At 63.9% G+C, this 21,509-nt stretch carries 21 protein-coding genes; 5 read left to right on the top strand and 16 right to left on the bottom strand.

Going from position 1 to position 21,509, the window contains the following annotated elements; genetic code table 11:
• On the top strand, positions 1-353 hold a 353-nt coding region (locus VL52_RS08525), incomplete at its 5' end, for a succinylglutamate desuccinylase/aspartoacylase domain-containing protein (protein WP_046156624.1).
• A 63-nt stretch (positions 354-416) separates the two neighbouring features.
• Here the strand turns inward: VL52_RS08525 and flgL are convergent.
• The 11 genes from flgL to flgB are packed head-to-tail and all read right to left on the bottom strand — an operon-like array spanning position 417 to position 10,559.
• Complete coding sequence (gene flgL / locus VL52_RS08520; RefSeq protein WP_046156623.1) at positions 417-1,352, bottom strand: flagellar hook-associated protein FlgL; 936 nt, start codon at positions 1,350-1,352, stop codon at positions 417-419.
• A 25-nt stretch (positions 1,353-1,377) separates the two neighbouring features.
• On the bottom strand, positions 1,378-3,192 hold the full coding sequence (gene flgK / locus VL52_RS08515; RefSeq protein WP_046156622.1) for a flagellar hook-associated protein FlgK: 1,815 nt from the start codon (positions 3,190-3,192) through the stop codon (positions 1,378-1,380).
• Between the two features lie 50 nt (positions 3,193-3,242).
• On the bottom strand, positions 3,243-4,205 hold the full coding sequence (gene flgJ, locus VL52_RS08510; protein WP_046156621.1) for a flagellar assembly peptidoglycan hydrolase FlgJ: 963 nt from the start codon (positions 4,203-4,205) through the stop codon (positions 3,243-3,245).
• Between the two features lie 53 nt (positions 4,206-4,258).
• The gene (locus VL52_RS08505) at positions 4,259-5,356 is read right to left on the bottom strand and encodes a flagellar basal body P-ring protein FlgI (RefSeq protein WP_031296417.1); all 1,098 of its coding nucleotides are present in this window, start codon (positions 5,354-5,356) and stop codon (positions 4,259-4,261) included.
• Positions 5,357-5,376: 20 nt separating this feature from the next.
• Complete coding sequence (locus tag VL52_RS08500; RefSeq protein ID WP_046156620.1) at positions 5,377-6,060, bottom strand: flagellar basal body L-ring protein FlgH; 684 nt, start codon at positions 6,058-6,060, stop codon at positions 5,377-5,379.
• A gap of 39 nt (positions 6,061-6,099) precedes the next feature.
• Positions 6,100-6,882 carry a flagellar basal-body rod protein FlgG gene (flgG, locus tag VL52_RS08495; RefSeq protein ID WP_046156619.1) on the bottom strand — a complete coding sequence of 261 codons (783 nt, stop codon included), beginning with the start codon at positions 6,880-6,882 and terminating at the stop codon, positions 6,100-6,102.
• Positions 6,883-6,916: 34 nt separating this feature from the next.
• Positions 6,917-7,657 carry a flagellar basal body rod protein FlgF gene (locus VL52_RS08490; RefSeq protein WP_046156618.1) on the bottom strand — a complete coding sequence of 247 codons (741 nt, stop codon included), beginning with the start codon at positions 7,655-7,657 and terminating at the stop codon, positions 6,917-6,919.
• A 15-nt stretch (positions 7,658-7,672) separates the two neighbouring features.
• Positions 7,673-8,926, bottom strand: a complete 1,254-nt coding sequence (gene flgE / locus VL52_RS08485) for a flagellar hook protein FlgE (RefSeq protein WP_046156617.1) — start codon at positions 8,924-8,926, stop codon at positions 7,673-7,675.
• Between the two features lie 40 nt (positions 8,927-8,966).
• Positions 8,967-9,710 carry a flagellar hook assembly protein FlgD gene (locus tag VL52_RS08480; protein ID WP_052717484.1) on the bottom strand — a complete coding sequence of 248 codons (744 nt, stop codon included), beginning with the start codon at positions 9,708-9,710 and terminating at the stop codon, positions 8,967-8,969.
• A gap of 20 nt (positions 9,711-9,730) precedes the next feature.
• Positions 9,731-10,141 (bottom strand): flagellar basal body rod protein FlgC, encoded by a 411-nt coding sequence (gene flgC / locus VL52_RS08475; protein WP_021477269.1) that lies wholly within the window; start codon positions 10,139-10,141, stop codon positions 9,731-9,733.
• Between the two features lie 4 nt (positions 10,142-10,145).
• Complete coding sequence (gene flgB, locus VL52_RS08470) at positions 10,146-10,559, bottom strand: flagellar basal body rod protein FlgB (protein ID WP_046156616.1); 414 nt, start codon at positions 10,557-10,559, stop codon at positions 10,146-10,148.
• Positions 10,560-10,804: 245 nt separating this feature from the next.
• Here flgB and VL52_RS08465 point away from each other — a divergent pair, with 245 nt between their 5' ends.
• Positions 10,805-11,602 (top strand): response regulator, encoded by a 798-nt coding sequence (locus VL52_RS08465; RefSeq protein ID WP_052729223.1) that lies wholly within the window; start codon positions 10,805-10,807, stop codon positions 11,600-11,602.
• Positions 11,603-11,703: 101 nt separating this feature from the next.
• On the opposite strand, the gene VL52_RS08460 is transcribed toward VL52_RS08465, so the two are convergent.
• Positions 11,704-12,531, bottom strand: coding sequence for a hypothetical protein (locus tag VL52_RS08460; RefSeq protein ID WP_046156615.1), 828 nt, complete (start codon positions 12,529-12,531; stop codon positions 11,704-11,706).
• A gap of 88 nt (positions 12,532-12,619) precedes the next feature.
• Entirely contained in the window at positions 12,620-13,663 is a 1,044-nt protein-coding gene (locus VL52_RS08455) for an EAL domain-containing protein (protein WP_052729222.1), read from the bottom strand.
• Positions 13,664-14,096: 433 nt separating this feature from the next.
• Here VL52_RS08455 and VL52_RS08450 point away from each other — a divergent pair, with 433 nt between their 5' ends.
• Positions 14,097-15,416: a DEAD/DEAH box helicase gene (locus tag VL52_RS08450; RefSeq protein ID WP_021477274.1), complete on the top strand. Its 1,320-nt coding sequence runs from the start codon at positions 14,097-14,099 to the stop codon at positions 15,414-15,416.
• 62 nt (positions 15,417-15,478) lie between these two features.
• On the opposite strand, the gene VL52_RS08445 is transcribed toward VL52_RS08450, so the two are convergent.
• The 3 genes from VL52_RS08445 to VL52_RS08435 all read right to left on the bottom strand — a co-directional run bounded on the left by VL52_RS08445 (position 15,479) and on the right by VL52_RS08435 (position 19,150).
• Entirely contained in the window at positions 15,479-16,087 is a 609-nt protein-coding gene (locus VL52_RS08445) for a hypothetical protein (RefSeq protein WP_046156614.1), read from the bottom strand.
• 140 nt (positions 16,088-16,227) lie between these two features.
• Positions 16,228-17,910 (bottom strand): glycoside hydrolase family 9 protein, encoded by a 1,683-nt coding sequence (locus VL52_RS08440; protein ID WP_235429245.1) that lies wholly within the window; start codon positions 17,908-17,910, stop codon positions 16,228-16,230.
• A gap of 28 nt (positions 17,911-17,938) precedes the next feature.
• The gene (locus VL52_RS08435) at positions 17,939-19,150 is read right to left on the bottom strand and encodes an ROK family transcriptional regulator (RefSeq protein ID WP_046156613.1); all 1,212 of its coding nucleotides are present in this window, start codon (positions 19,148-19,150) and stop codon (positions 17,939-17,941) included.
• Positions 19,151-19,306: 156 nt separating this feature from the next.
• Here VL52_RS08435 and VL52_RS08430 point away from each other — a divergent pair, with 156 nt between their 5' ends.
• Together VL52_RS08430 and VL52_RS08425 are read left to right on the top strand one after the other, a co-directional pair.
• A complete protein-coding gene (locus VL52_RS08430) occupies positions 19,307-20,188 on the top strand; it encodes a glucosamine kinase nucleotide-binding domain-containing protein (protein WP_046156612.1) in 882 nt (293 codons plus the stop codon).
• A gap of 10 nt (positions 20,189-20,198) precedes the next feature.
• Positions 20,199-21,455 carry an ABC transporter substrate-binding protein gene (locus VL52_RS08425; RefSeq protein ID WP_046156611.1) on the top strand — a complete coding sequence of 419 codons (1,257 nt, stop codon included), beginning with the start codon at positions 20,199-20,201 and terminating at the stop codon, positions 21,453-21,455.
• Positions 21,456-21,509 lie beyond the last annotated feature (54 nt).

Below are 21,509 nucleotides of genomic sequence, written 5' to 3'. Positions count from 1 at the left end.
AAGACGCCGACCACGCACACACTGGCCAGAACGACCTGTCGCGCTTCTCCGGCATAAACCGGGCGCTGCGCGCGCTGCTATCGGCCGAACCAGCCGCCAGCGGCGCGCAGCAGGCGCCGCTGCCCCTGTTCCGCGCCAAATACGATCTGGTCAAACTCAGCGAGGCTTTCCGTCTGCACCTTGCGGACGACGTCGAAAATTTCACAGTGCTGCCGGATGGCATGCTGATCGCCGAGGACGGCGATGTCCGCTATGTGGCCTGCGGCGGCGAAGAGCGCATCCTGTTCCCCAACCCTGCGGTCAAGCCGGGACTGCGCGCCGGCATCGTGGTGGAACCCGCCAGCCTGGGCTGAGCGAGTCGGAATGCGCAAAAGAAAACGGGCCGCAATGCGGCCCGTTTTCGTCCAAAAGGCGCATCAGCCGGAAATGTAATTGAACAGCGACAGCTGCGCGACCTGGGCATAGGTCTTCTGCGTGTACTGCAGCGAGGTCTGAGTCAGGGTGAACTGGGAAATCGCCTGAGCCATGTCCAGGTTCTGCAAGTCGCCGATGCCGGAGTTGTATTGCAGATTCAAGTTGTCGCTCATGCTCTGCAGATTTGAATTTTCCTGCTCGCGCGCGCCCACCGACGCCAAACCGATGCTCATCTGCTGGGTCGCGTCGCTCATCTGGTTGATGATGGTGTTTATCTGCGTCGAAAAATTGGCCGGCTTGGGATTCTGACCCAGCAGGTTGTACAGATTGATCACCGAATCGAAAGCAGCAGTGGGGCTGCCGCCGCTTGCCAGCGAACCGAACACCGTATTGCCCGGATCGGAAATCGCCATGAGCCGCGAGGAGCTGACCTGCACGCTGCGCTGGCCATCGTCGCCGTTGTAGGCGATGGTCGGCGGGTTGTTCGACAAATCCAGCGCGAAGGGCGCGGTGTTGATCTGATTGCCGCTGAACAAATAGCTACCGTTGCCGTCGGTCGCATTGGCATAGCCAACCAACTCGGACAGCCCTTCCTTGACCGTTTTTTGAATCGCCTGCAGCTGCGTGGTCGACAAAGCGCCGCTTCCGGCATAGATCGCCTGGCTCTTCAACGAACCCATCAGGTCGATCGCGCTCTTCAGCGAGGTATCGGAATACGACAGCCAGCTGTCCACTGCCTGGGTATTCGCCTTGTACTGCGTATTCTGGCCGCTGGAAGTGTTCAGCAACTCGATTCGCGCGGCGGCGACGGGATCGTCCGATGGCGTGACCACGCGCTTCTGGTAGTCGATCTGCGTGTTCACCTGAACCAGCTGTGCCTGCAGGTTCGACATATTGTTCACGCCCGACTGATATAGCGTTGTTGAGCTGATGCGCATCGCCGCTCTCCTTCAAATAATGGCTTCAGGACATGATGCCCAGAATGCTGGAAAAGGTGCTCTGCGCAATCTGTATCACCTTGCTGCAGGCCTGATAGGACTGCTGGTATTTGATCAGATTGGCGGCCTCCTGATCCAGATTCACGCCGGAATAATTCGAGTTGTTGGTGGTGGCCTGCTCCAGCGTTTTTTGCGCGCCGGAATTCATCTGTCCGACGGCGAAACCCTGGTTGCCCACCGAAGCCACCATGGAGGTGTAATAAACCTGGTACGACTGATTATTGACCAGATTGAGATTCTGCTGGGCGGTCAATTGCAGCAGATTGCTGTTGTCGCCCGACGCCTTCAAATTAGGCGCGCCAACCGTCGCGGGCCCCACGGTGAAGCTCTGGCCGAGGTCCGGCGAGCCGGACAGCTGGAAGCCGATGCCGACATCCACCGGCGGCACTGCCGTGGTCTGCAATTTGTAGCTGTTGGGCTGAGCGGTGTTGGCCACCACATTGTAAGGGCCGCCGCCATTCGTGCCGGTGATCGTCGCGGTCATCGTCACCGGCGCGGTGCCCGATGCCGTTATCGTCATATTGGTCATGCCGCTGGACGGGTGCGTCGCGTTTGTCGGAAACGGCAAGGTCGGAGGCGAGCCATTGATGCTGCCGGCGTAGGTGCCGGGCAAGGAAGACCACACGCCGGTCATCGTCACGCCGCTGGTGCCGCCCGCGGTGCCTGTCGGCACCAGATTGGAGGCGGTGGCCAGCGCCTTCGGGTCTCCCATCAGCACCTGGAACTGCCCCGCCGCGTATTGCGGCTTGGCGGCATAGGACGACAAGTCCTGGAAAATCGGCCCGCCGGGCTGCGCGTTGTAATCCAGCCCCAACGAGTTCTGGTAATTCATCGCCGCCGAGAAATTGATCGCCAGCGTGCCCAGCTGGGTTTGCGTCTGCAACAGCGCGCCGTCGCGGAAATTGAGCAGCCCGCCCAGCTGGCCGCTGCCCAACACGCTATTGGGCAAAATGACAGGAGCGCCGCCGGCCGGATTGACGAAACCGACCTGGCGATTGGTGTTGTTGTTGGGATCGGCCTGAGTGGTCAGTTGATTGACCGTGCCGCCGATCACCAGCGTCTGGCCGCTGCCGATATTCACCGTATAGGAGCCGTCGCTGGCGATGGAAACCGTCGCGCCCACCAGCTTGTTCAGCTGCAGCACCGCCTGATCGCGCGCGTCCAGCAGCCCGTTGGGCTGCGCCTGGGGAGCGGAGGCGTTGCCGCCGGTCGCGGAACCGATCTTCTGGTTCAGATCGGCGATCTGCTGGCCCAGGGCGTTGATGCTCTGCACCGTGGTGTCGATCTGGCCGTTGATCCCCTGCTGCATTTGCACCAGTTGGTTGTTCATCGAGGTCATCGACGTGGCCAGCGCCTGCGCCATGCTCAGCACGTTCTGGCGGACAGGCAGCGATGCCGGCTGCTGCGACAGCGTCTGCAACGCGCCGAAGAAGGACTGTATGGCCGGATTCGGGCTCTGGGTCGAGTTGGCGATGGTATTGTTGATCTGGTTCAACTGCTGCAGCTGGGAAGAATAAAAGCTGCTGTTGGCTTGCGCGCTCTGCACCTGGGTGGACAGGAACTGGCTATAGGTGCGCAGCACATTGGTGGCGTCCACGCCCTGCCCCAGAAAGCCGAAGCCGGCATTCTGCGGTTGGCGGTTTGCCTGGGTCAGGTATTCGACGTTGTAACCCGGCGTGGCCGCATTGGAGATGTTGTTGCTCGTCACCGACAACGCGTTCTGAGCGACGTTGAGGCCGCTCAGGCCGATGCTGAATATGTCTGCTCCGACGATTGCCATGATTATCCCCTATCCTGCCGTCCTTATCGGCTGTTTGCGCCAAAACTTGATCAAGCTTTGGCGACTTGTTGCGCCAGACTCGCCGCCACGTCCACCAGCTTGCGCGCATAGCGCGGATCGGTGGCGTAACCGCCTGCCTGCAGCCCCTGGGCAAAGCCATACATGTTCTGCCCCTGGTTCAACACGTTCTTGTAACGCGAGGAACCCTTGAGCACTTTGGCGTAATCGGAAAACGCCTCGGCGTAAGAGCCATAGGAACGGAAGGTTTCCATCCGTTTCTGAGGCGCGCCGCCCACGTACTCGGTGGTCATGACCGTAGTGGTCTTGCCTTGCCAGTCAGAACCGGCCTTGATGCCGAACAGGTTGTGGCTGTCCGAGCCATCGCCGTTGCGTATCGTGCGCTTGCCCCAGCCGCTCTCCAGAGCCGCGTGGGCCACCACGCACTCGGGCGCCACGCCCAGTTGCTGCGCCGCCCCGCGGGCATGCGGCAACAAACTGTTGGCGAAACTCTTGCCGCCTCCTGCCGTTTGCGGCGCGGGCGGCTGGACCAGGCTGGCCACCGCGCCGTCAGCCTCGGACTGCGCGCTCCGGTAAGCCTGCAGCATGCGCTGCCCCGCCGGTTGAACCATCAACGCGGGACCCGCCTGCCGATGCGCCAGCGCGGTCTTGCCTTCATCCGGGCTGAAGCCCGACTGCTTGGCGATCTGGCGGTAGATCATGTCCCCCAGCCCCAGGCCGCCGTTGGCGCTCATCGCCTGGATCATCTGCTGGTCGGACAAGCCGCGAAAGGTGTCCATGCTGTTGGACTGGTCCGAATCGTCGAACTTGGTTTCGCGCATGGCTTTCAGCATGGTGCCCATCAGCAGCGACTCGAACTGTGCGGCAGTCTCCCGCGCGGCGGCCTTTGGATCCGAAGCGGCCTTGGCGCGCAGGCTGCGCAGATGGCTCGGGTCTATCGCCAACTGGTGGCTGAGCGCGTCCTGCGGCAGAACAGACTGGAATTTAGCGGTCATCAATCACTCCTCGCCGCGTAAAAAGCAACAATCATGCCACAGTCGCGCCAGATTCAAATAATCTGCAAGTCGGCCTTCAGCGAACCCGCCGATTTCATTGCCTGCAAGATGGAAATCAGATCCTGCGGCGTGGCGCCCAGCGCGTTGAGCGCGTTTACCACCTGGGACAGGTTGGCCCCGCCCTTCAGGCCCACCACCTTGCCGCTGGTGCTGTTGATGGTGATTTCAGCCTGATTGGTGACGACGGTCTTGCCGCCTGACAGGGGGTTGGGCTGGCTCACCTGCGGCGTGTTGTTGACGGTGACGGACAGATTGCCGTGCGATACCGCGCAGGAGCTCAGCGTCACCGCCTGGTTCATCACGATGGAGCCGGTGCGGGCATTGATGATGACCAGCGGGGAAAGATCTGCCGGATCGACGGCAATATTTTCCATCCGCGACAGGAATTGCACGCGCTGATTGCTGTCGAACGGCGCCCTAACCTCGATCAGCCGGCCATCCACCGCGCGAGCGGTATCCGAGCCGAACACTTTGTTGATGGCCTGCACCGCGCGGTTGGCGGTGGTGAAGTCCGCCTCCTGCAGCTCCAGATGAATGAATTCGCCGTCGCCCAGCGCGGTCTGCACTTCCCGCTCCACTGTGGCGCCGCCTGGAATGCGGCCCACGCTCAACTGATTGATCTGGGTGGAGCTGCCGCCGGCCGACGCGCCCGCGCCGCCCACCACGACATTGCCCTGGGCCATCGCGTAGATCTGGCCGTCGGCGCCCTTCAAGGGCGACAGCAGCAGCGTGCCGCCGCGCAGGCTCTTGGCGTCGCCGATCGACGACGCGGTGATGTCGATCGCCTGCCCGCGTTTGGCGAACGGCGGCAAGGTGGCGGTCAGCGTCACCGCGGCCACGTTCTTGGGATCGATCTTGGTGCCCGGCGGAACCTGCACGCCCAGCTGGTTCAGCATATTGGTCATCGCCTGGCCGGTGAACGGCGAGGAAGTCACCTTGTCGCCGCTGCCGTCCAGACCCACCACCAGACCATAGCCGATCAACTGGTTGGGGCGCACGCCGCCGATATTGGCGATATCCTTCAAACGCTGCGCCGACAGGGCCGGCAGCGAGGCCAGCAACAAGCTGGCCAGCACGATCCATTTCTTCATCATCCCACCCCTCGCCGCGCTCAAATCGGCAGCAGCGACATGAAAATCTTGGACAACCAGCCGGGCTCGTTGTACAGCCGGTTGTTGCCCTTGGTTTGCTGTTCGATGCGCGCATCCGCCACTTTCAGCGACGATACCGTGCGATCCGGAGAGACATCGCGCGGATTGACCACGCCGGACAGGCGGATGGACTCGGTGTCGCTGTTGATGCGCACCTGCTTCTCGCCGCTGACCACCAGGTTGCCGTTGGCCAGCATGTCGATCACCGTCACGGTGATGGAGCTGACGAAGGTGGTGGCGACCTGATTGTTGCCCTTGCCGGTATTGTTGGCGGTGCCCGAGCTGTTGAAGTTGGTGCCGCCCAGGCCGCTGGCCAAACCGCTCGGCAGGAAGGGGATCTTCACCCCCGCCGTGATGCTGGACGTCAGCCCGGAGGTGCGGGTGTCGGTGGTCTGTTCAGACTGCGACGTGGAAGAATTCTCCTGAATCGTGACCTGCAGCGTATCGCCCACCTGCACCGGCATCGCATCCTGGAACATCGGCCGGTAGCTGGCCGCCTGGAAGATGGCGCCATTGGCCGGCAAGCCCACCGAGCGCGGCTGCGGCCGCGCCGTGGTCGGGCCCTGCACCAGCGGCGGCTCCTGCACCACGCACCCCGTCAGCAAAGCCGCCCCGGACAGCAAAATCGCCAGATTGGTTTTCATCGCCCCACTCCCATCATGCCGGCCGCGCTCGGCCCATCGTTACAGATTGCTCAATTTTTGCAGCATCTGGTCGGCGGTGGTCACCGCGCGCGAATTCATCTCGAACGAGCGCTGAGCGGTGATCATATTGACCAGTTCCTCGGTCACGTTGACGTTGGACATTTCCAGAAAACCGGACCGGATCGAACCCCGGTTGTCGGTTTGAGCGTCGCCGTCCTGCGGATCGCCGGAAGCCGCGGTCTGCAGATACAGGTTGCCGCCCGTGCTCTCCAGGCCCTGGGGATTGATGAAGGTGGTCAGCAGAATCGTGCCCGCCGTCTGCGGCGCGGTGGCGCCGGGCAGCGTGTACTGCACGACTCCGGCCGTCGACACGGTGATCTGCGTCGCATTGGCCGGAATATTGATATTGGGGTTCATCGGATACCCCATCGCCGTCACCACGTCGCCGTTGGCATTGCGCTGGAACTCGCCGTCGCGGGTGTACGCGGTGGTGCCGTTGGGCAGCTGGACGCGGAAAAAGCCGTCGCCGTCGATCTGCATGTCCAGCGGCTGGCCGGTCTGGGTTGGAATGCCCTGCGCATGTATGCGAGTGGACGCCACAGCTGCGGCGCCGGTGCCGATCTGCAGCCCGGATGGCAAAGTGCTGCCGTTGGCGAGCTGCCCGCCAGGCTGGCGCAGAGTCTGGTAATACAGCTCTTCAAATATGCCGCGGCTGCGCTTGAAGCCTATGGTATTGACGTTGGCCAAGTTGTTGGACACCACGTCCAGTTGAAACTGGCTGGCATCCATGCCGGTCTTGGCGATATACAGTGCGCGCATCATGGCGTTTTACCTTGTTCTTTCTTCTGTCCCGGCATCAGCTCATGGACAGCAACTGCGCAGCCTGCTGATCGTTCTGCTGCGAGGTTTGCATCATCTTGATATTGAGTTCGTACTGGCGGCCATGGGAGATCATCTGCACCAGCGCCTCCACCGAATTGACATTGGAAGCTTCCAGCGTTTCCGGCACCAGCTTGACGTCGGCGCTGGCCGGCAGCGTGCCGCCGCCGTTGACGTGAAACAGGCCGTCCTCGCCCTTGTACACATCCTTGGGCCCGGGATTGACCATCTTGATCTGCCCCACCAGCTGCGGCGCGCGATTGGCGCCGGTCAGCGGCGCCGCCATCACCGAGCCGTCCTGGCCCAGCTGAACCTGGGTTCCCGCCGGCACCGTGATCGGGCCGCCATCGCCCATGATGACAAGACCGGTGCGGGTGTGCATCAAGCCATTGGCGTCCAGCACATAACCGCCGTCGCGGGTATACGATTCTTGCCCGTCCGTGCCCTGCACCGCGAAGAAGCCCGGCGAGCCAAGCGCGAAATCGGACGGGTTGCCGGTATGCTGCAGCGCGCCCTGGCTGGCGTCGAAGCCGACGGTGTTGTCGACGACATAGGTCCGGGTCGGCGCGCCGTCACCGATCACCGGCAGCGCCCGATATGCCGCCAGATCCGCCTTGAAGGCATTGGTGTTGACGTTGGCCAGATTGTTCGCGGTAGTCGCCTGCTGCCAAGCCTCATGCTTGGCGCCGGTCATCGCGAGGTACAGCACTCTATCCATGCTTCAATCCGCCGCTTAGATGTTCAACAAGGTTTGGATCAGCGTGTCCTGCGTCTTGATCGTCTGCGCGTTGGCCTGATAGTAGCGCTGCGCGGTGATCATGTTCACCAGCTCGTTGGTCAGGTTGACGTTGGAATCCTCCACCTGCCCGGACGACAAGGTGCCGGCATTGCCAGCGCCCGGATTATTGACCGTCGGCGAACCGGAATTGCCGGTCTGAGACCACATATTGCCGCCGATATCCTGCATCCCCTGCGGATTGACGAAGGTGGCCAGGGCTATCTGGCCGATTGTCTTGGTCTGGCTATTGGAGAAGCTGGCCTGAATCAGGCCGTTGGCCGAGATGTTCACGCCCTGCAGCGTGCCCGGCGCGGTGCCGTCCTGAATCTGCGGCGACAAGGTGCCGAACTGCTGATTGTTCTGCACGGAGTTGGTGAAATCGACGGTCACGGTCTGAGGGATCGCCGAGCCGTTCACCGGCGTGGTGGTGAACGTGATCGGCACCGGCGTGAAGGGGGCGGGGGTCAGGTTGCCGCTGGTGTCGAAATTCAATGTGAAGCTTGCTCCGCCGCCAGTCGTAGTCGTTGGTTTGCCATCGACGTAGGTATTGACCGTCCAGGTGTTGCCGGTAGCGGCAGACGACGTCAGCGAGTAATAGAACACCATCTGGTGCGGATTGCCCAGGCTGTCGAACACCTGCACGGTATTTGGCCAGTTATACGACGTGGGGTCCGCCGGATTGTTGAGCGGCGAGCCGGTAGGCGTTTTCTGATTGGAGTTCAGCTGCACCGGCATGCTCAGCTTGGTGGTGGCGTGCGGAGCGATGGACGTGGTCGTCAATTGCAGATTGCCGACCGGCCCTTGGGAAACGCTCCCGCTCGAATTCGCCGTCCAGCCCTGGACAAAATTGCCGGCGGTGTTGACCAAGTAACCTTGGCTATTGACCTGGAACTGGCCGTTGCGGGTATACGCCTGCGTGCCGTTGGGCAAACCCATGATGAAGAAACCGGCATTGTTGATCGCCAAGTCCAGGCTGCGGCCGGTGGAGTCCAGATTGCCGTTGCCCATATTCTGGGTCACCGCCTGCACCTGGGTGCCGATGCCCGGCGTGGTCGCGGTGATGCCGTACAGGCTGTTGCCGTAGAGATCGGCGAACTCGGTGCGCGAGCTCTTGAAGCCGACGGTATTGGCGTTGGCCACGTTGTTGCCTATGGTGTCCAATTGCACGGACGCCGCGTTCAGACCACTCAGACCTTGTTGAAAGCCCATCTCAACTGCTCCTCATCAAGCTTTATTTAGGCAGAGTGCTTCAGGACATCTGCGCGACATTGGACAACGGCACCAGGTTGTTGCCCGGCAGCACCAGCATCGGCGAACCGTTTGCCCAGGATACCGCCTGGACCTGTTGGGTGTTGTAAGCCGTGGCGGTGGTGTTGCCGGACGAACTGGCCTGCGCCACCTTGACCTGGAAGGTATAACTGCCGCCGGCCGGCAACTGGTTGTTGTTGGCATCCTTGCCGTCCCAGCTGAAGGTCGTCAGCCCCTTGCCCGGATTTTGCAGCGGCACCGTATCCACCACATTGCCGTTCTGATCCAGCACATTGACCTGCACCGAGGCGGCGGGTCCGTTCAACAGCACGCCCGCCTGCGTCGTCTGGCCGGCGGCCGGCGCGGTCAGCGCGTTGCCGGCCACCATCACGTTCTTGCCTATCATGCTGGAGGCCATCAGCGACTGGGTGGCGCTCTGCGCCGACACCATTTGCTGCATGGTCTGGTTCAGCGTCTGCAGGCCGGCCACCTGGCTGATCTGGGCCATCTGGCTGGTCAGCTGGCTGTTGTCCATCGGATTCAGCGGATCCTGCGCGTTCAGCTGCGCGGTCAGCAAGGTCAGGAAGTTGTTCTGCAGGCTTTGCGCGCTGGTGGTGGACAAGGAGCCGCCAGTGCCCGAACCATTGGCCGTCTGAACACCGCTGCTGCCTGGCGTGGCCTGGCTGTTCAGCGAGTTGAAATTGAACGCGTTGCCGGTGGTGCTGTTGGTCGCTGCGGTAGTCATGGCGTCACCCTTTACCTGGTTTATTGGCCGAGCTGCAGCGTCTTTTGCAGCAGCGTCTTGGCGGTGTTCATCATTTCAACGTTGTTCTGGTAGGCGCGAGAGGCGGCGATCATGTCGGCCATCTCCTCCACCACGTTGACGTTGGGCATGGTCACGTAGCCGCGCTCGTCGGCCAGCGGGTTGCCCGGTTCGTACTTCAGCCTCGGCGGCGACTGGTCTTCCACCACCGACGTCACGCGCACGCCGGCCACTTGCGGCTGGGCGTTGTCCACCGGAATCGCGGTGAACACCACGTGGCGCCCCTTGTAAGGCTGGCCGGTCGAACTGGTGGCGCTTTCGGCATTGGCCAGATTGCTGGCCACCACGTTGAGCCGCATCGATTGCGCCGACAGCGCCGAACCTGAAATATTGAAGAGATTAGACAGTGACATTCAATCAGCCTCCCGTGCCGCTGCCCTGGATCGCCGAGCTCAGGCCGCTGATCTTCTTGTTGAGGAAGGCCAGCGTGGTCTGATACTGCAAGGCGTTGTCGGCGAAAGCGCCGCGCTCCACGTCCATGTCCACCGTGTTGCCGTCCAGGCTGGGCTGCACCGCGCTGCGGTACTGCAGCGGCGTGCCGGAGCCTTCGCCGGCCTGATTGGCGATGTGGCGCGCGTCGGTCTGGGCCAGTTTCAGTTGCCCCTGCTTGTCCACCTGCGCCTGCAGCGCGGACTTGAAATCGAAATCCACCGCCTTGTAATACGGCGTTTCAGCGTTAGCGATGTTGCTGCCTATCACTTCGGCGCGATAGGCCTGCAAATTCAGCGCGCGCTGCTGAAAATCGAAATAGTGGGCAATCTTGTCTAGCATTGGGCAATCTCCTCGCTGGCCTACGCTAAAGCACGAAGTGTGCCAGCGCTTGAAAGCCGCGCAAAGCCAAGTTTTCACGCCGATTAGGCTTCAAGCGGCAAGTTTGCCGGCCGGGCGCGGCGCGAGCGGCGGCAAAACTTGCCGCCCCCATCCGCATCAAGCTATTTGAGGATTTTGCTTGCCGGCCCACCCAAATCGTGCCAAACCGACAATAATGTAAATAAGTAGAATGTCGGAGCAGAGCGATGCTGGCTTTGGAACAACTGCTGATCTCATTGGCCGAACCCTCCCAGGTGCAGGCGCAAATCATCACCAAGGCGCTGGAGGCGATGGGCGCCGCCCAGATAGAAGTCCACCCTTCCGGCCGCGAGCTGATAGAGCAGGCCCGGCAAAGGCGGCCGAACCTGATCATCAGCGCCTACCACCTGCCCGACATCACGGGCGCGGAGCTGGTCCGCGAGCTGCGCGAAAGCGATGATCTGTACGACCTGCCCTTCATCCTGATCTCCAGCGAAACCAATCCGGAAAGACTGGAAACGATACGCCAGGCCGGCAGCCTGGCCATGCTGCCCAAGCCGTTCACGCCCGAGGAGTTCGATCTGGCGATGCAGTCGGTGATGAGTTTTCTCAACTGCCCCAGCCTGGGCGCCGAGGTCGACTCCGACATGGCGCTGATGAACGTGCTCATCGTCGACGACAGCAGCACTTCGCGCCACCACATCCGCCAGGTGCTGGAGAAGCTGGGCTTCGAGCATTTCTGCGAGGCGGCCAGCAGCGAAGCGGCCATACCCTACCTGGAGCAGGAGCCATTCAAGCTCATCATCACCGACTACCACATGCCGGGCATGGATGGACTGGACTTCGCCCGCCACGTCCGCAGCAGCGGCCTCCAGCCGGACACGCCGGTGATGATGATAACCAGCGACAGCGACAATATCGGCAAGGATGACCTGGAGGAGGCCGGCATCGCCGCCTGCTGCCAGAAGCCTTTCGACATGGACAAGATGCGCGAGCTGATCCGCACCTTGCTCAACGAGTACTGACGCCCGCGCAATCGGCGCCCAAAAAAACGCCCGGCTCAACCGGGCGTTTCATCTCCTCGGCAAGCGCTTTCGCGCCGCCGGGCAAGGCCTGCTCGCCAAGCTCAGCGCGGTGCCACCCATACCAGGCGCGAATGCGCCTTGTCCGCGCCGAAAGACTGGCGGCGCCAATAACCCTGGCTGGCATATTCGGTGCCATCGGCCAGCTCCGGCCCCCGGCAGAAAGTCACCTCGCCGAAGCCGGACTTCAACAGCTGGCTGCGCGCCTTCCGCCGGGTTTTGACGCACGAAGGATGCGCGGCGTCCGCCACCCACTCCGCCGGCGCGGAAGCCTCCCAACCCTTGGCCAGTTCCAGCTTGGGCTGAGTCATCATCGCCAGGCCGTTCAATACGGAAGACAGCAGCCCCTGCCAATCGGCGGCCACATTTTCCAGCTGCGGCGCCAACTCGCCCGGGTACTCCACCCGCGCCAACTCAACTTGGTCCGCCGCTTGCAGCCAATTGACGCCATCCGGCGCGAAGCCCATCCGCACCATTGTCAGCAGCAAGGCGCGGCGTTCCGGCTGATGCGCGATGAAGGCCCCGCCCTCGCCCGGCACATGCAGGAAGAAGGCTGCGGCGGGCAGATTCAGCGTATCGGGCAGGTTCGACGGCTGCCGGGTATGGGCCAAGGCGGCCGCCAACGCGCCATCCAGATGGGACACCACGCGCCCGTGGCGAGCGAAGTGTCCCCAGGCCTCGGCCAACGCCAATTCGCAGACGATGGTGGCCTGCGGAATCTCGAACACTTGCGCCGCGCGCTCCAACTCGCGCTTGATCACATCCTTCATCTGCGCCCGCGCCTCGGCGGCCTGGACCGTCTGGGCATACAGCTGCCCCACTCGCTTGGCCCAGGGCCGGGTGGCGGCGTAGCGTTGCACGGCGTATTCCATGCCACTGCTTCCTTCGAAATAAAAAGGGCCGCATTGTAGCAAACGCGGCCCCATGTCCCAACCCGTCCCCCAAAGCCGCTCCAAGCCTCTAACGGCCGCCGCCCTTTCGCCGCGCCGGCGACCGGTCCTGAATGACCCCGGAGTACAGCCACTGCCGGAAGTGGTTCAGCGCCATCGGCTTGCCGAAATAGAACCCCTGCAGCAACTCGAATCCACTCGCTTTCAGATAGTTCCGCTGGCCCGCAGTCTCCACGCCCTTGACGATCACGCTCACGCCCAACTGGCGGGACGACGGCAACAGGCCGTCCAGCACATTGCCGCGCAGCGTGTCCTGCCCCAATGCGGAGGCAAAGCCTTTTTCCACCTTCAGATAATCAAAACCCCAGCGCCGCAGATAGTCCTTGTCGGCATAGCCGGAGCCGAAATCGTCCAGCGCCAGCTTCACGCCCTCCCGCTTGAGTCTTCGGATCACCTCGTGCGCGCCGGACGCCTCGCTCAATGGCGTCTGCTCCGAAATTTCCAGCACCAACGCCGCCTGCTTGGCCTGCAGCATCTCCCGCATTTCCCGGCAATCGTCGGCCAGCTCCGGCATCGCCAGATGCTCGCCGGCGATATTGACGCCGACGATGAAACCCGGCGGCAAGGCCACCTGGCGCAACTCGCCGGCCGCCCGCTTAAGCAGATAGCGGGTCAGCGGCACGATCAACCCCGCCTCGGTCGCCTCCCGGATGAACAGGTCGGCCCTCACATTGCCCTGCATCGGATGGCGCCAGCGCGCCAGCACTTCCGCGCCGACGCATTCTCCGCCCGCGGCGGTGACGATGGGCTGGTAATGGACGAAAAACTCCTGGTTGCGTATGCCTTCCAGTATTTCCCAGTCGCTGGCGCTGCGCACGCCCGCGCCGCGCCGCAGCCAGCCGGCGAACATCGCCCCGGCCAGCGCGGCCAGAACCCCCACCTCCGCGCCGAGCGCCCATCCGCGCCAGTCCGGCGGATCAAAGCCCGCCCGGCCCAGCCACCAAGGCAGGAACAGCGCCGGCAGCGCGCACGCCAGCACCGCCAGCGCATACACCGGCGCGGCGCCCGCCCCGGCCGCCCGCCGCGACAGCCACACCGCCAACTTCCGCCCCATCCGCATCCGCCCGCCCCCAGCCCGCTGCCTTATAGTCCAGTGTAGCGAGCAGGGATGGCTTCGCCAGCCGCGCCCGCGCCCGCGCAGGGCGATCGCAGGCTATTTTTGCGGACAGTCCAAATCAAGACACAAACAATCAAATACTTATCCGGCCATTTTTCAGAAAACTGTTGCCTTGCCTCCGTAATTAATGTACAGTCCGGCCTCTTGTCATTTCACCGGGCAAACCCACACCACGCCTCTGCCCGAGTGTGTTTTCATCGTCCCTGACCCTTTACCAGGCTTCGTCCAAGCAATAATGTCGCTTTCGACTGGACCGCTGTTCGCCGCTTGCCAGGTTAGTGCCGATGATTTGCGGCCCAAAGGCGCCGTATAACCGCCACGAAATCTGGCTATAAGTGACGCCGGCATCATCCGGCCTGAAAGGATATACATGAACTTTTCCGATCTGGGCATCGCCCCGACCATCCTGCGCGCTCTGGAAGCTGCCGGCTACACCTCCCCGACCTCGGTTCAAGCCGAAGCCGTCCCGGCCGCCATCGCTGGCCGCGACCTGCTGGTTTCCGCTCAAACCGGTAGCGGCAAGACCGCCGCTTTCCTGCTGCCTGCGCTGACCAAGCTGTCGGAACGCTCCACCGGCAAGGGCCAAGGCCCGCGCGTTCTGGTGCTGACCCCGACCCGCGAACTGGCGCAACAAGTTGAAAAGAACGCTCTGGAATATGGCAAGGACCTGCGCTGGATGAAGACCGCCTGCCTGGTGGGCGGCTCTTCCTTCGGCTTCCAGATTCGCGCCCTGTCCCGCCCGATCGATCTGATCGTGGCGACTCCGGGCCGCCTGATGGACCACATGCGCTCTGGCCGCATCGATTTTTCCCGTCTGGAAATGCTGGTGCTGGACGAAGCCGACCGCATGCTGGACATGGGTTTCATCGACGACATCGAAGCCATCGTCAAGGCTACGCCGGAGTCGCGTCAGACCGTGCTGTTCTCCGCCACGCTGGACGGCATCGTCGGCCGCATGGCTGAAAAGATGACCCGCGATCCGCAGCGCATCGAGATCGCCCGCACCGAAACCTCCGGCGGCACCATTGACGAGCACCTGCTGTACGCGGATGACCTGAACCACAAGCATCGCCTGCTGGATCACATCCTGAAGGAATCCGGCTTCGACCAGTGCGTGATCTTCTCCGCCACCAAGGCGTATACCGAAGAGCTGGCCGACAAGCTGTCGGATCAGGGCTACTCCGCCGCCTGCCTGCACGGCGACATGCCGCAAAGCTGGCGCAATCGCACCCTGAACGACCTGCGTCGCGGCCGCATCAAGGTATTGGTTGCCACTGACGTGGCCGCCCGCGGCATCGACGTGCCGACCATCACCCACGTGGTGAACTTCGACCTGCCGAAACAGGCCGAGGATTACGTGCACCGCATCGGCCGTACCGGCCGCGCCGGCCGCGACGGCACCGCCATCACTCTGGCGGAAGCGAAAGAGTCGCACAAAGTGCGCCGCATCGAGCAATACCTGAAGCGCTCCATCGCTGAAGGCGTGATCGAAGGCATGGAGCCGACCCGTCGCCCGTCCAAGGGCGGCCCGCGTCGCAACGGCAAGCCGGGTGGCTACGGCGATCGTCGCGGCAATGGCGGCGGCAGCCGCGGCGGCTATCAGGGCAATCGCCGCGAAGGTGGTTACCAAGGCCAGCGCCGCGAAGGCGGCTACCAAGGCAACCGCGGTCCGCGCAGCAACGCGCAATAAGGCTGAGCTTGAAATGAAAAACGGCGGGAATCCCCGCCGTTTTTTTGCGTCCGCGCCGCGCCTTATTTCTTGGCCGCCGCAGGCTTGCACAACATGGCGCTCGGCGAATGGAAACTGCCGCTGGGCAGGCCGCGATTGTCGAACACGGTCCCGCCAAGAAGCAGGCCCTTGTTGGGATTCGTCACATTGGACGGCCAGGGAATGATGTAATTGATCTTGGAGATGCCGGAACTGCCGGCGCTGCCTCCGGAGAACGACACGTCGCCCGCGAACTGGATCTGGGCGGTCCGGTAGCCGATGGGCCCCCACGGGCCGCCTTGCCTGACCTGTCCGGACACGATCATCACCTTGTCGCGCACTTCGATCGAAGTGATTCCGCCGCCGCTGCCTGCCGCGCCCGCCTCGTCGCCCCAGGATCCGCTGGCGGTGAAACCCACCAAGTCCATGTAGCCGGTCACTTTGTAGCCATTGACGTTGCCTGCGATCAACAGCCGGCTGGGCGACACCGCGCCGATGTAGTTGATGGTGGCGTTGGTGTTCAACTGGTTGAACCCCGGCCCGATGATCGCGAAGCGCGTATCGCAATCCTGATTCGAATCGGCCAGAACGGACGGACTGGCTCCTGCAAAAGCCGCGCCTGCCGCCAGGGCAAGCAGTATCTTGGACTTCATCACGGTTCCTTTCCTGTTGTCATCGCGGCGATTAGATGCCAATGGCCTCCTCGCCGCGTCGTCTATCGTGAAGCAAGCCAAGAAAAAATGACATTGATATCAAAAAACAAACAATAAAATTTGATTGATATCAATGACCCTTATTCCCCGCCTATCGCCTGCCGCCGCGCCAAAGCCAGCATCAGCCAGGCCCCATGGGGCAGCCACTGCTCGCTCCAGCGCCATGACTGGCTGATGTCGGTCTGCTCCGGCAAGAGGAAAGCGATGCCATCGCCCCTTCCCGGCTCGGCGGTGACGCCGTTGCAGACCCCGCCCGGCGCGTTGTGGTAGCCTGGCTCATAACGCGGATTGTTCCTCCCATGCCCCTGCCACATGCAAACATCGAATGGATTGCGGCCCAATACCCAGTCCACAGCGGCCTGGGCGTAGGCATCCAGGTCTTCCGCCAGCTCCGGCCAGCGCGCCGCGCCGCGCCAGGCGGCGGCGGCCAGCGAGCCCAGCCGCGCGTTCTCGCCCTGCCACCAATAGCCGCTCGCATTGCGCTGCGGCATGAAAAAACGCGCGCCTTCGATCTCGCCCGCCTGCCTCACCCATTGCCGCGGATAACCGAAAGGGTTGCCCGCCGCGCTGCGGGCCAACTCGCCTCGCAGTCCTAGCTTCCATCCCCGCTCCACGGCTTCGGCGCAAGGGCCGTCCGGCAAGGTTTCCAGGTAGCGCGCCAGCGCCATATAGGGCAGGCCTGCATCGGACGCGTGACAGAAACTGCGGGTTTGCCGGCGATCCAGCCAGAACCAGCCATCGCCATGCTGTCGGGCCAGCAAGCCGGCCGCGCGCTCCGCCGCCGCGTCGGCGTAACCGCTGTCGCCGCAGGCCGCGTACAGTTCGCAGGCGGCCAGCAGCGCGCAGTAGTCGTCGATCAGGTTTTCCTCGCCGTCCGGCAGATAATCGCGGCCATGCTCCCGCAGATGGGCGAAACCCTTCCGCGCGGCCGCCAGATATTCGGCCCGCTCGCTTTCGCCGTATCGCGGCAGCGTCGACGCCGCCGCCAGCGCCGCCACCGCCATGCCGCCGCCCTGGCGCCAGCCCGCCTGGAAAGCCGAAGATCGCACGCCCTGCTGCGTGGAATAGGCGCACAGGCTGCGTCGGCCCTCGTCCTTGCTCCAGCCATCGAACAGGGTCTGGTAAAAGAAGCCCGACTCATGCTGCATCCGCAGCAGGAAATCAGCGCCATGCAGCGCCTCGTCCACCAGGCGCTCGTCGAACCATTTGCCCTGCTGCGGCAAGGCTTGCCGCGCCTGGATCAGGCTCCAGACCAGCAACGGCGTCTGTTGGGGGTTCAGATAATTGGCGTAGGACAGGTGGCTCAGGTACTTGGAGCAATCGCCGGAAGCGTCGAACCACCCGCCGTGCGCGTCGCGCCGCGCGTCGCCGCCCTCTTCCGGCGCCGCGCGGTCGGCCTGATCGTACAGGCCGCTGCAGCGCTGCGACTTGAAATAGAACACCAGATCCGACAACAGCGCCGGCCCGTACAGGCCATCCGCCACCTCGAACGGCGCCGACACCAGCGGCGGCGAGCTGCCTTCCAGCCACAGCTGGTAGCGCCCGGGCTTGGTCAATTCGTCGAGATCCGCGCGCCAATAATGATCGTCGCCCCAGCCGTTCACGCCGCCCTGCGCCCGCAAGGGCGCGCGCATCACCACCTTGCCGGCGGCATCCAGCACCGCCGCGCCATCCACCGCCGAGCCGGCCTCCGCCTGCAGCAATATCGGCTTGGCCGCCTTTCGCTCGAAACCCAGATGATTGAACAGAAACCGCATCGCCATCGTCGCCCTCCAGTCTGATTCCGCGCGCTCAGCGCCGCCCGCCCTTCAGCAACACCTCGTATTGCGGATTGAATTCGTCGAACACCAGCAAGGCCGCCGCCCCCAGCGCCACCACGTCGCGGCCGGCGCTGCCCTGCCGCACGCGCTCTCCGCTGCTACTGCGCACCGACAGCGGCAACGGATGCAGCCGCGCCATCAAGGCCTCTTGCCAGACTGGCGGCAGCAATCCGCCCAGCACCACCGCGTCGATGTCCAGCATGGATTCCAGAATGTTGATCGCCTGCCGCAGCGGCCCGGCCGCCGCGTCCAGCCAGCGCTCTCCGGCCGCGTCGATTCCCCGCGCGGCCAGATGCTCCGGCGTGGCGAGCGGGCCGCCGGCGATGCCCAGTTCCTCATACAGCGCCTGCAGCGATACGTAGCGCTCCAGGCAGCCGCGGTTGCCGCAATCGCAGGGCCGGCCGGCCGGCACCACCATCATGTGCCCCACTTCGCCGGCGTTGCGCCGGCCGCCGGTGTACAGCCGGTCATCCAGAAACAGTCCGGCGCCCAGCCCGGCGCCGATGAACAGGTAAACGAAATTGCGCAGCTCGCTGGCCATGCCGTACAGCCGCTCGCCTATCGCCGCCGCGGTGGCGTCCTTTTCCAGCAGCACCGGCAGGCCCAGCGTCCGCTCCAGCGCCGCCGCGTCCACACCCTCCCAGCCCGGCAGCGTGGTCGGCCCCACCGAGGTCATTCCCTCCACGCCGAACGGCCCCGGCATCACCAGGCCCAAGCCCAGCAATCGCCCCCAGTCCAGACCGGACTCCCGCCTCAGCCGCTGCAGCAGATCCGAGATCAACGGCAATGCTTCGTCCGGCGACGGATGCCTCACCGGCGCCTCCAGCCTGGCCCGCACCCGGCCCGACAAATCCAGCGCCAAGGCCACCAGCATCTGGTGATCCAGCTGCATCCCCACCGCGTAGGCGCCGTCCGGATTGAGGGTAAGCGGAATGGCGGGCTGTCCGCGCGCGCCCTCGCGCAAAGGCTGGCCTGCCAGCAACATGCCGGCGTCCAGCAGCTCGGCGGCGATATTGGACACCGTCTGCGGCGTCAGCGCGGTCAATCTGGCCAGATCCGCCCGGGTCAATTGGCCGTTCAGGCGCACGGTTTCCAGCACCGCGCGGCGGTTATGCGAGCGGGCGTATTCGAGATTGGTGCCCGACACCGTGCGCGGCTCGGCGGCTGATGATGTTTTTTTCATGAAACGGAAGTATGACGGCGACGCACCGGCCAAACAAGCCATTGTCATTGAGCGGCACTTAAATAAATCAAGTTGACGAAATAAAATTCGAATGCTTTACTGATGAAAATTCAAATGTCATCATTCGAACGAGGCGGGCCGCAAGCCCGGCAAGCGATGAATCCAAGCATCCGATACCTGATAGGCGTGGATGGCGGCGGCACCGGCACCCGCATCCGCCTGAACGCGTCAGACGGCTCTCCGCTGGCCCAGTCGGAAGGCGGCGCCTCGGCGCTGTCATTGGGCATCGGCAAGGCTTGGCAAGCCGTGCGCGCCACGCTGAACGACGCTTTCGAGCAGGCCGGCCTCCCCGTGCCGCCCGTCCATGAGTGCGCGCTGGGCCTGGGCCTGTCAGGCGTTCACAACAAGCAGTGGGCGAGCGAATTCAAGGCCCTGGCGCCGGACTTCGCCGAGCTCCGCCTGGCCACCGACGGCTACACCACTCTGCTGGGAGCGCACGGCGGCCAACCCGGCATCATCGTCGCGCTGGGCACCGGCAGCATAGGCGAAGCGCTGTATTCCGACGGCAGCCACCGCGAGGTGGGCGGCTGGGGCTATCCCAGCGGCGACGAAGCCAGCGGGGCCTGGCTGGGCCAGCGCGCCGCCCAACTCACCCAGATGGCGCTGGACGGCCGCCGCAGCCACAGTCCGCTGACGCGCGCGGTGCTGGAATTCGTCGGCGGCGACTGGCAAGCGATGATGAACTGGAACGGCCGCGCCACGCCGTCCCAGTTCGCCCGGCTGGCGCCGCTGGCGCTGAGCGCCGCCCGCGTCGATCCTGAAGCCGACGCGCTGCTGCGCCAGGCCGGCGAGGACGCCTGGGCCATCGCCCGCGCGCTGGACCCGCGGGACGAACTGCCGGTGGCCTTGTGCGGCGGACTGGGCCAGGCGCTGCGCGACTGGCTGCCGCCGGGCTTCCGCCAGCGCCTCGTCGCGCCGCGCGGCGACTCCGCCCAAGGCGCCTTGCTGCTGCTGCAACGCTCGAACCCGCAACAATAAGGAGAAGACGATGAAACCGTTCCGCCCCGCCCTGGCCGCATTCGCGCTGCTAGCCTGCAGCCTGTCCGCCCATGCCGAAAAAGTCCGGCTGGAATTCTGGACCGACTCGCTGAAGCCCACCTTCGACGGCTACTTCGCCAGCGTCAAGAAAACCTACGAGGCGCAGCATCCCGACGTGGAAGTGCAATGGGTGGACGTGTTCAACGACAACTTCGAAACCAAGCTCAACGCCGCCATCGCCGCCGGCCGACCGCCGGCGCTGGTCAACCACGACGTGCCCCGGCTGTTCAAATACGCGCAAAAAGGCACGTTGATTCCGCTGGACACGGCGCTGGGCGCGGACAAGGCGGCCTATCTGCCCAACGCGCTGGCCGATCTCAGCTTCGGCGGCAAGCTGTACGGCCTGCCGTGGTACAACAACATCAATGTGCTGGTGATCAACGGCGAACTGTTCAAGAAAGCCGGCCTGGACCCGAAACGGTCGATCTCCAGCCTGGACGACGAACTGCGCCTGGCCAAGATCATCAAGGCCAAGACCGGCGTCCCCGGCCTGCTGCCCCAGCTGGGCCAGATAGACGGCATCATGCTGGGCCAGGGCCTGCCGCTGATCCAGAACGGCAAGGCCGTGTTCAACAGCCCCGCCCACGTCGCGCTGATCCGCAAGCTGGCCGACGCCTACAAGGCCGGCGCGCTGGCCAGGGACAATCTGTTCGCCGACGACAACTACCAGGCCAGCATCAAGCTGTACAACAGCGGCCGGCTGGCGATGATGGAAACCGCGCCGACCTCCGCCCAGCGCACCCAAAGCGACGCGCGCAACATCTACGCCGCCACCGTGGTGCAGCCGGCGCCGCAGGGGCCGACCAAGATCGCCCAGGGCGGCTATCTGTTCAGCTGGTCCGTATCCAAGGGCCTGCCGGCGCGGACGCAGCAGGAGGCGGTCAAGTTCGCCAGGTTTCTGACCGGCGACGCCCAGCAGCTGGCCTTCGCCAAAGTGACCGGCGCCACCTTCCCCTCCACCCGCCGGGCGCTGGCCGACAGCTATTTCGTCAAGACCTCGGCCGGCGGCGGTGCGGTAGAAAGCTCGCGCATCGAGGGGGCCAAGGTGGCGCTCAACATCCGCACCCTGGTGCTGACCGGCGTGCCCAATGTCGGCGATCTGAAAAAGAATCTGGTCGACAACGTGGAAGGCGCGGTCACCGGCAAGAAGGACGCGCAGAAGGCGCTCGACGACGCCGCCGCCTTCTGGAACCGCCAGCTGAAGTAACCCTCTTCCCTCCTCAGCCCCTCGCCGCGTCTTCCGGCAGGGGCGCTTTTTCTT

It is taken from the genome of Chromobacterium vaccinii, from assembly GCF_000971335.1.
GTDB classification, from domain to species: Bacteria; Pseudomonadota; Gammaproteobacteria; order Burkholderiales; family Chromobacteriaceae; genus Chromobacterium; species Chromobacterium vaccinii.
Note: the sequence above shows the minus strand (reverse complement) of the source record. Positions and strands in the feature narration are given on the sequence as shown.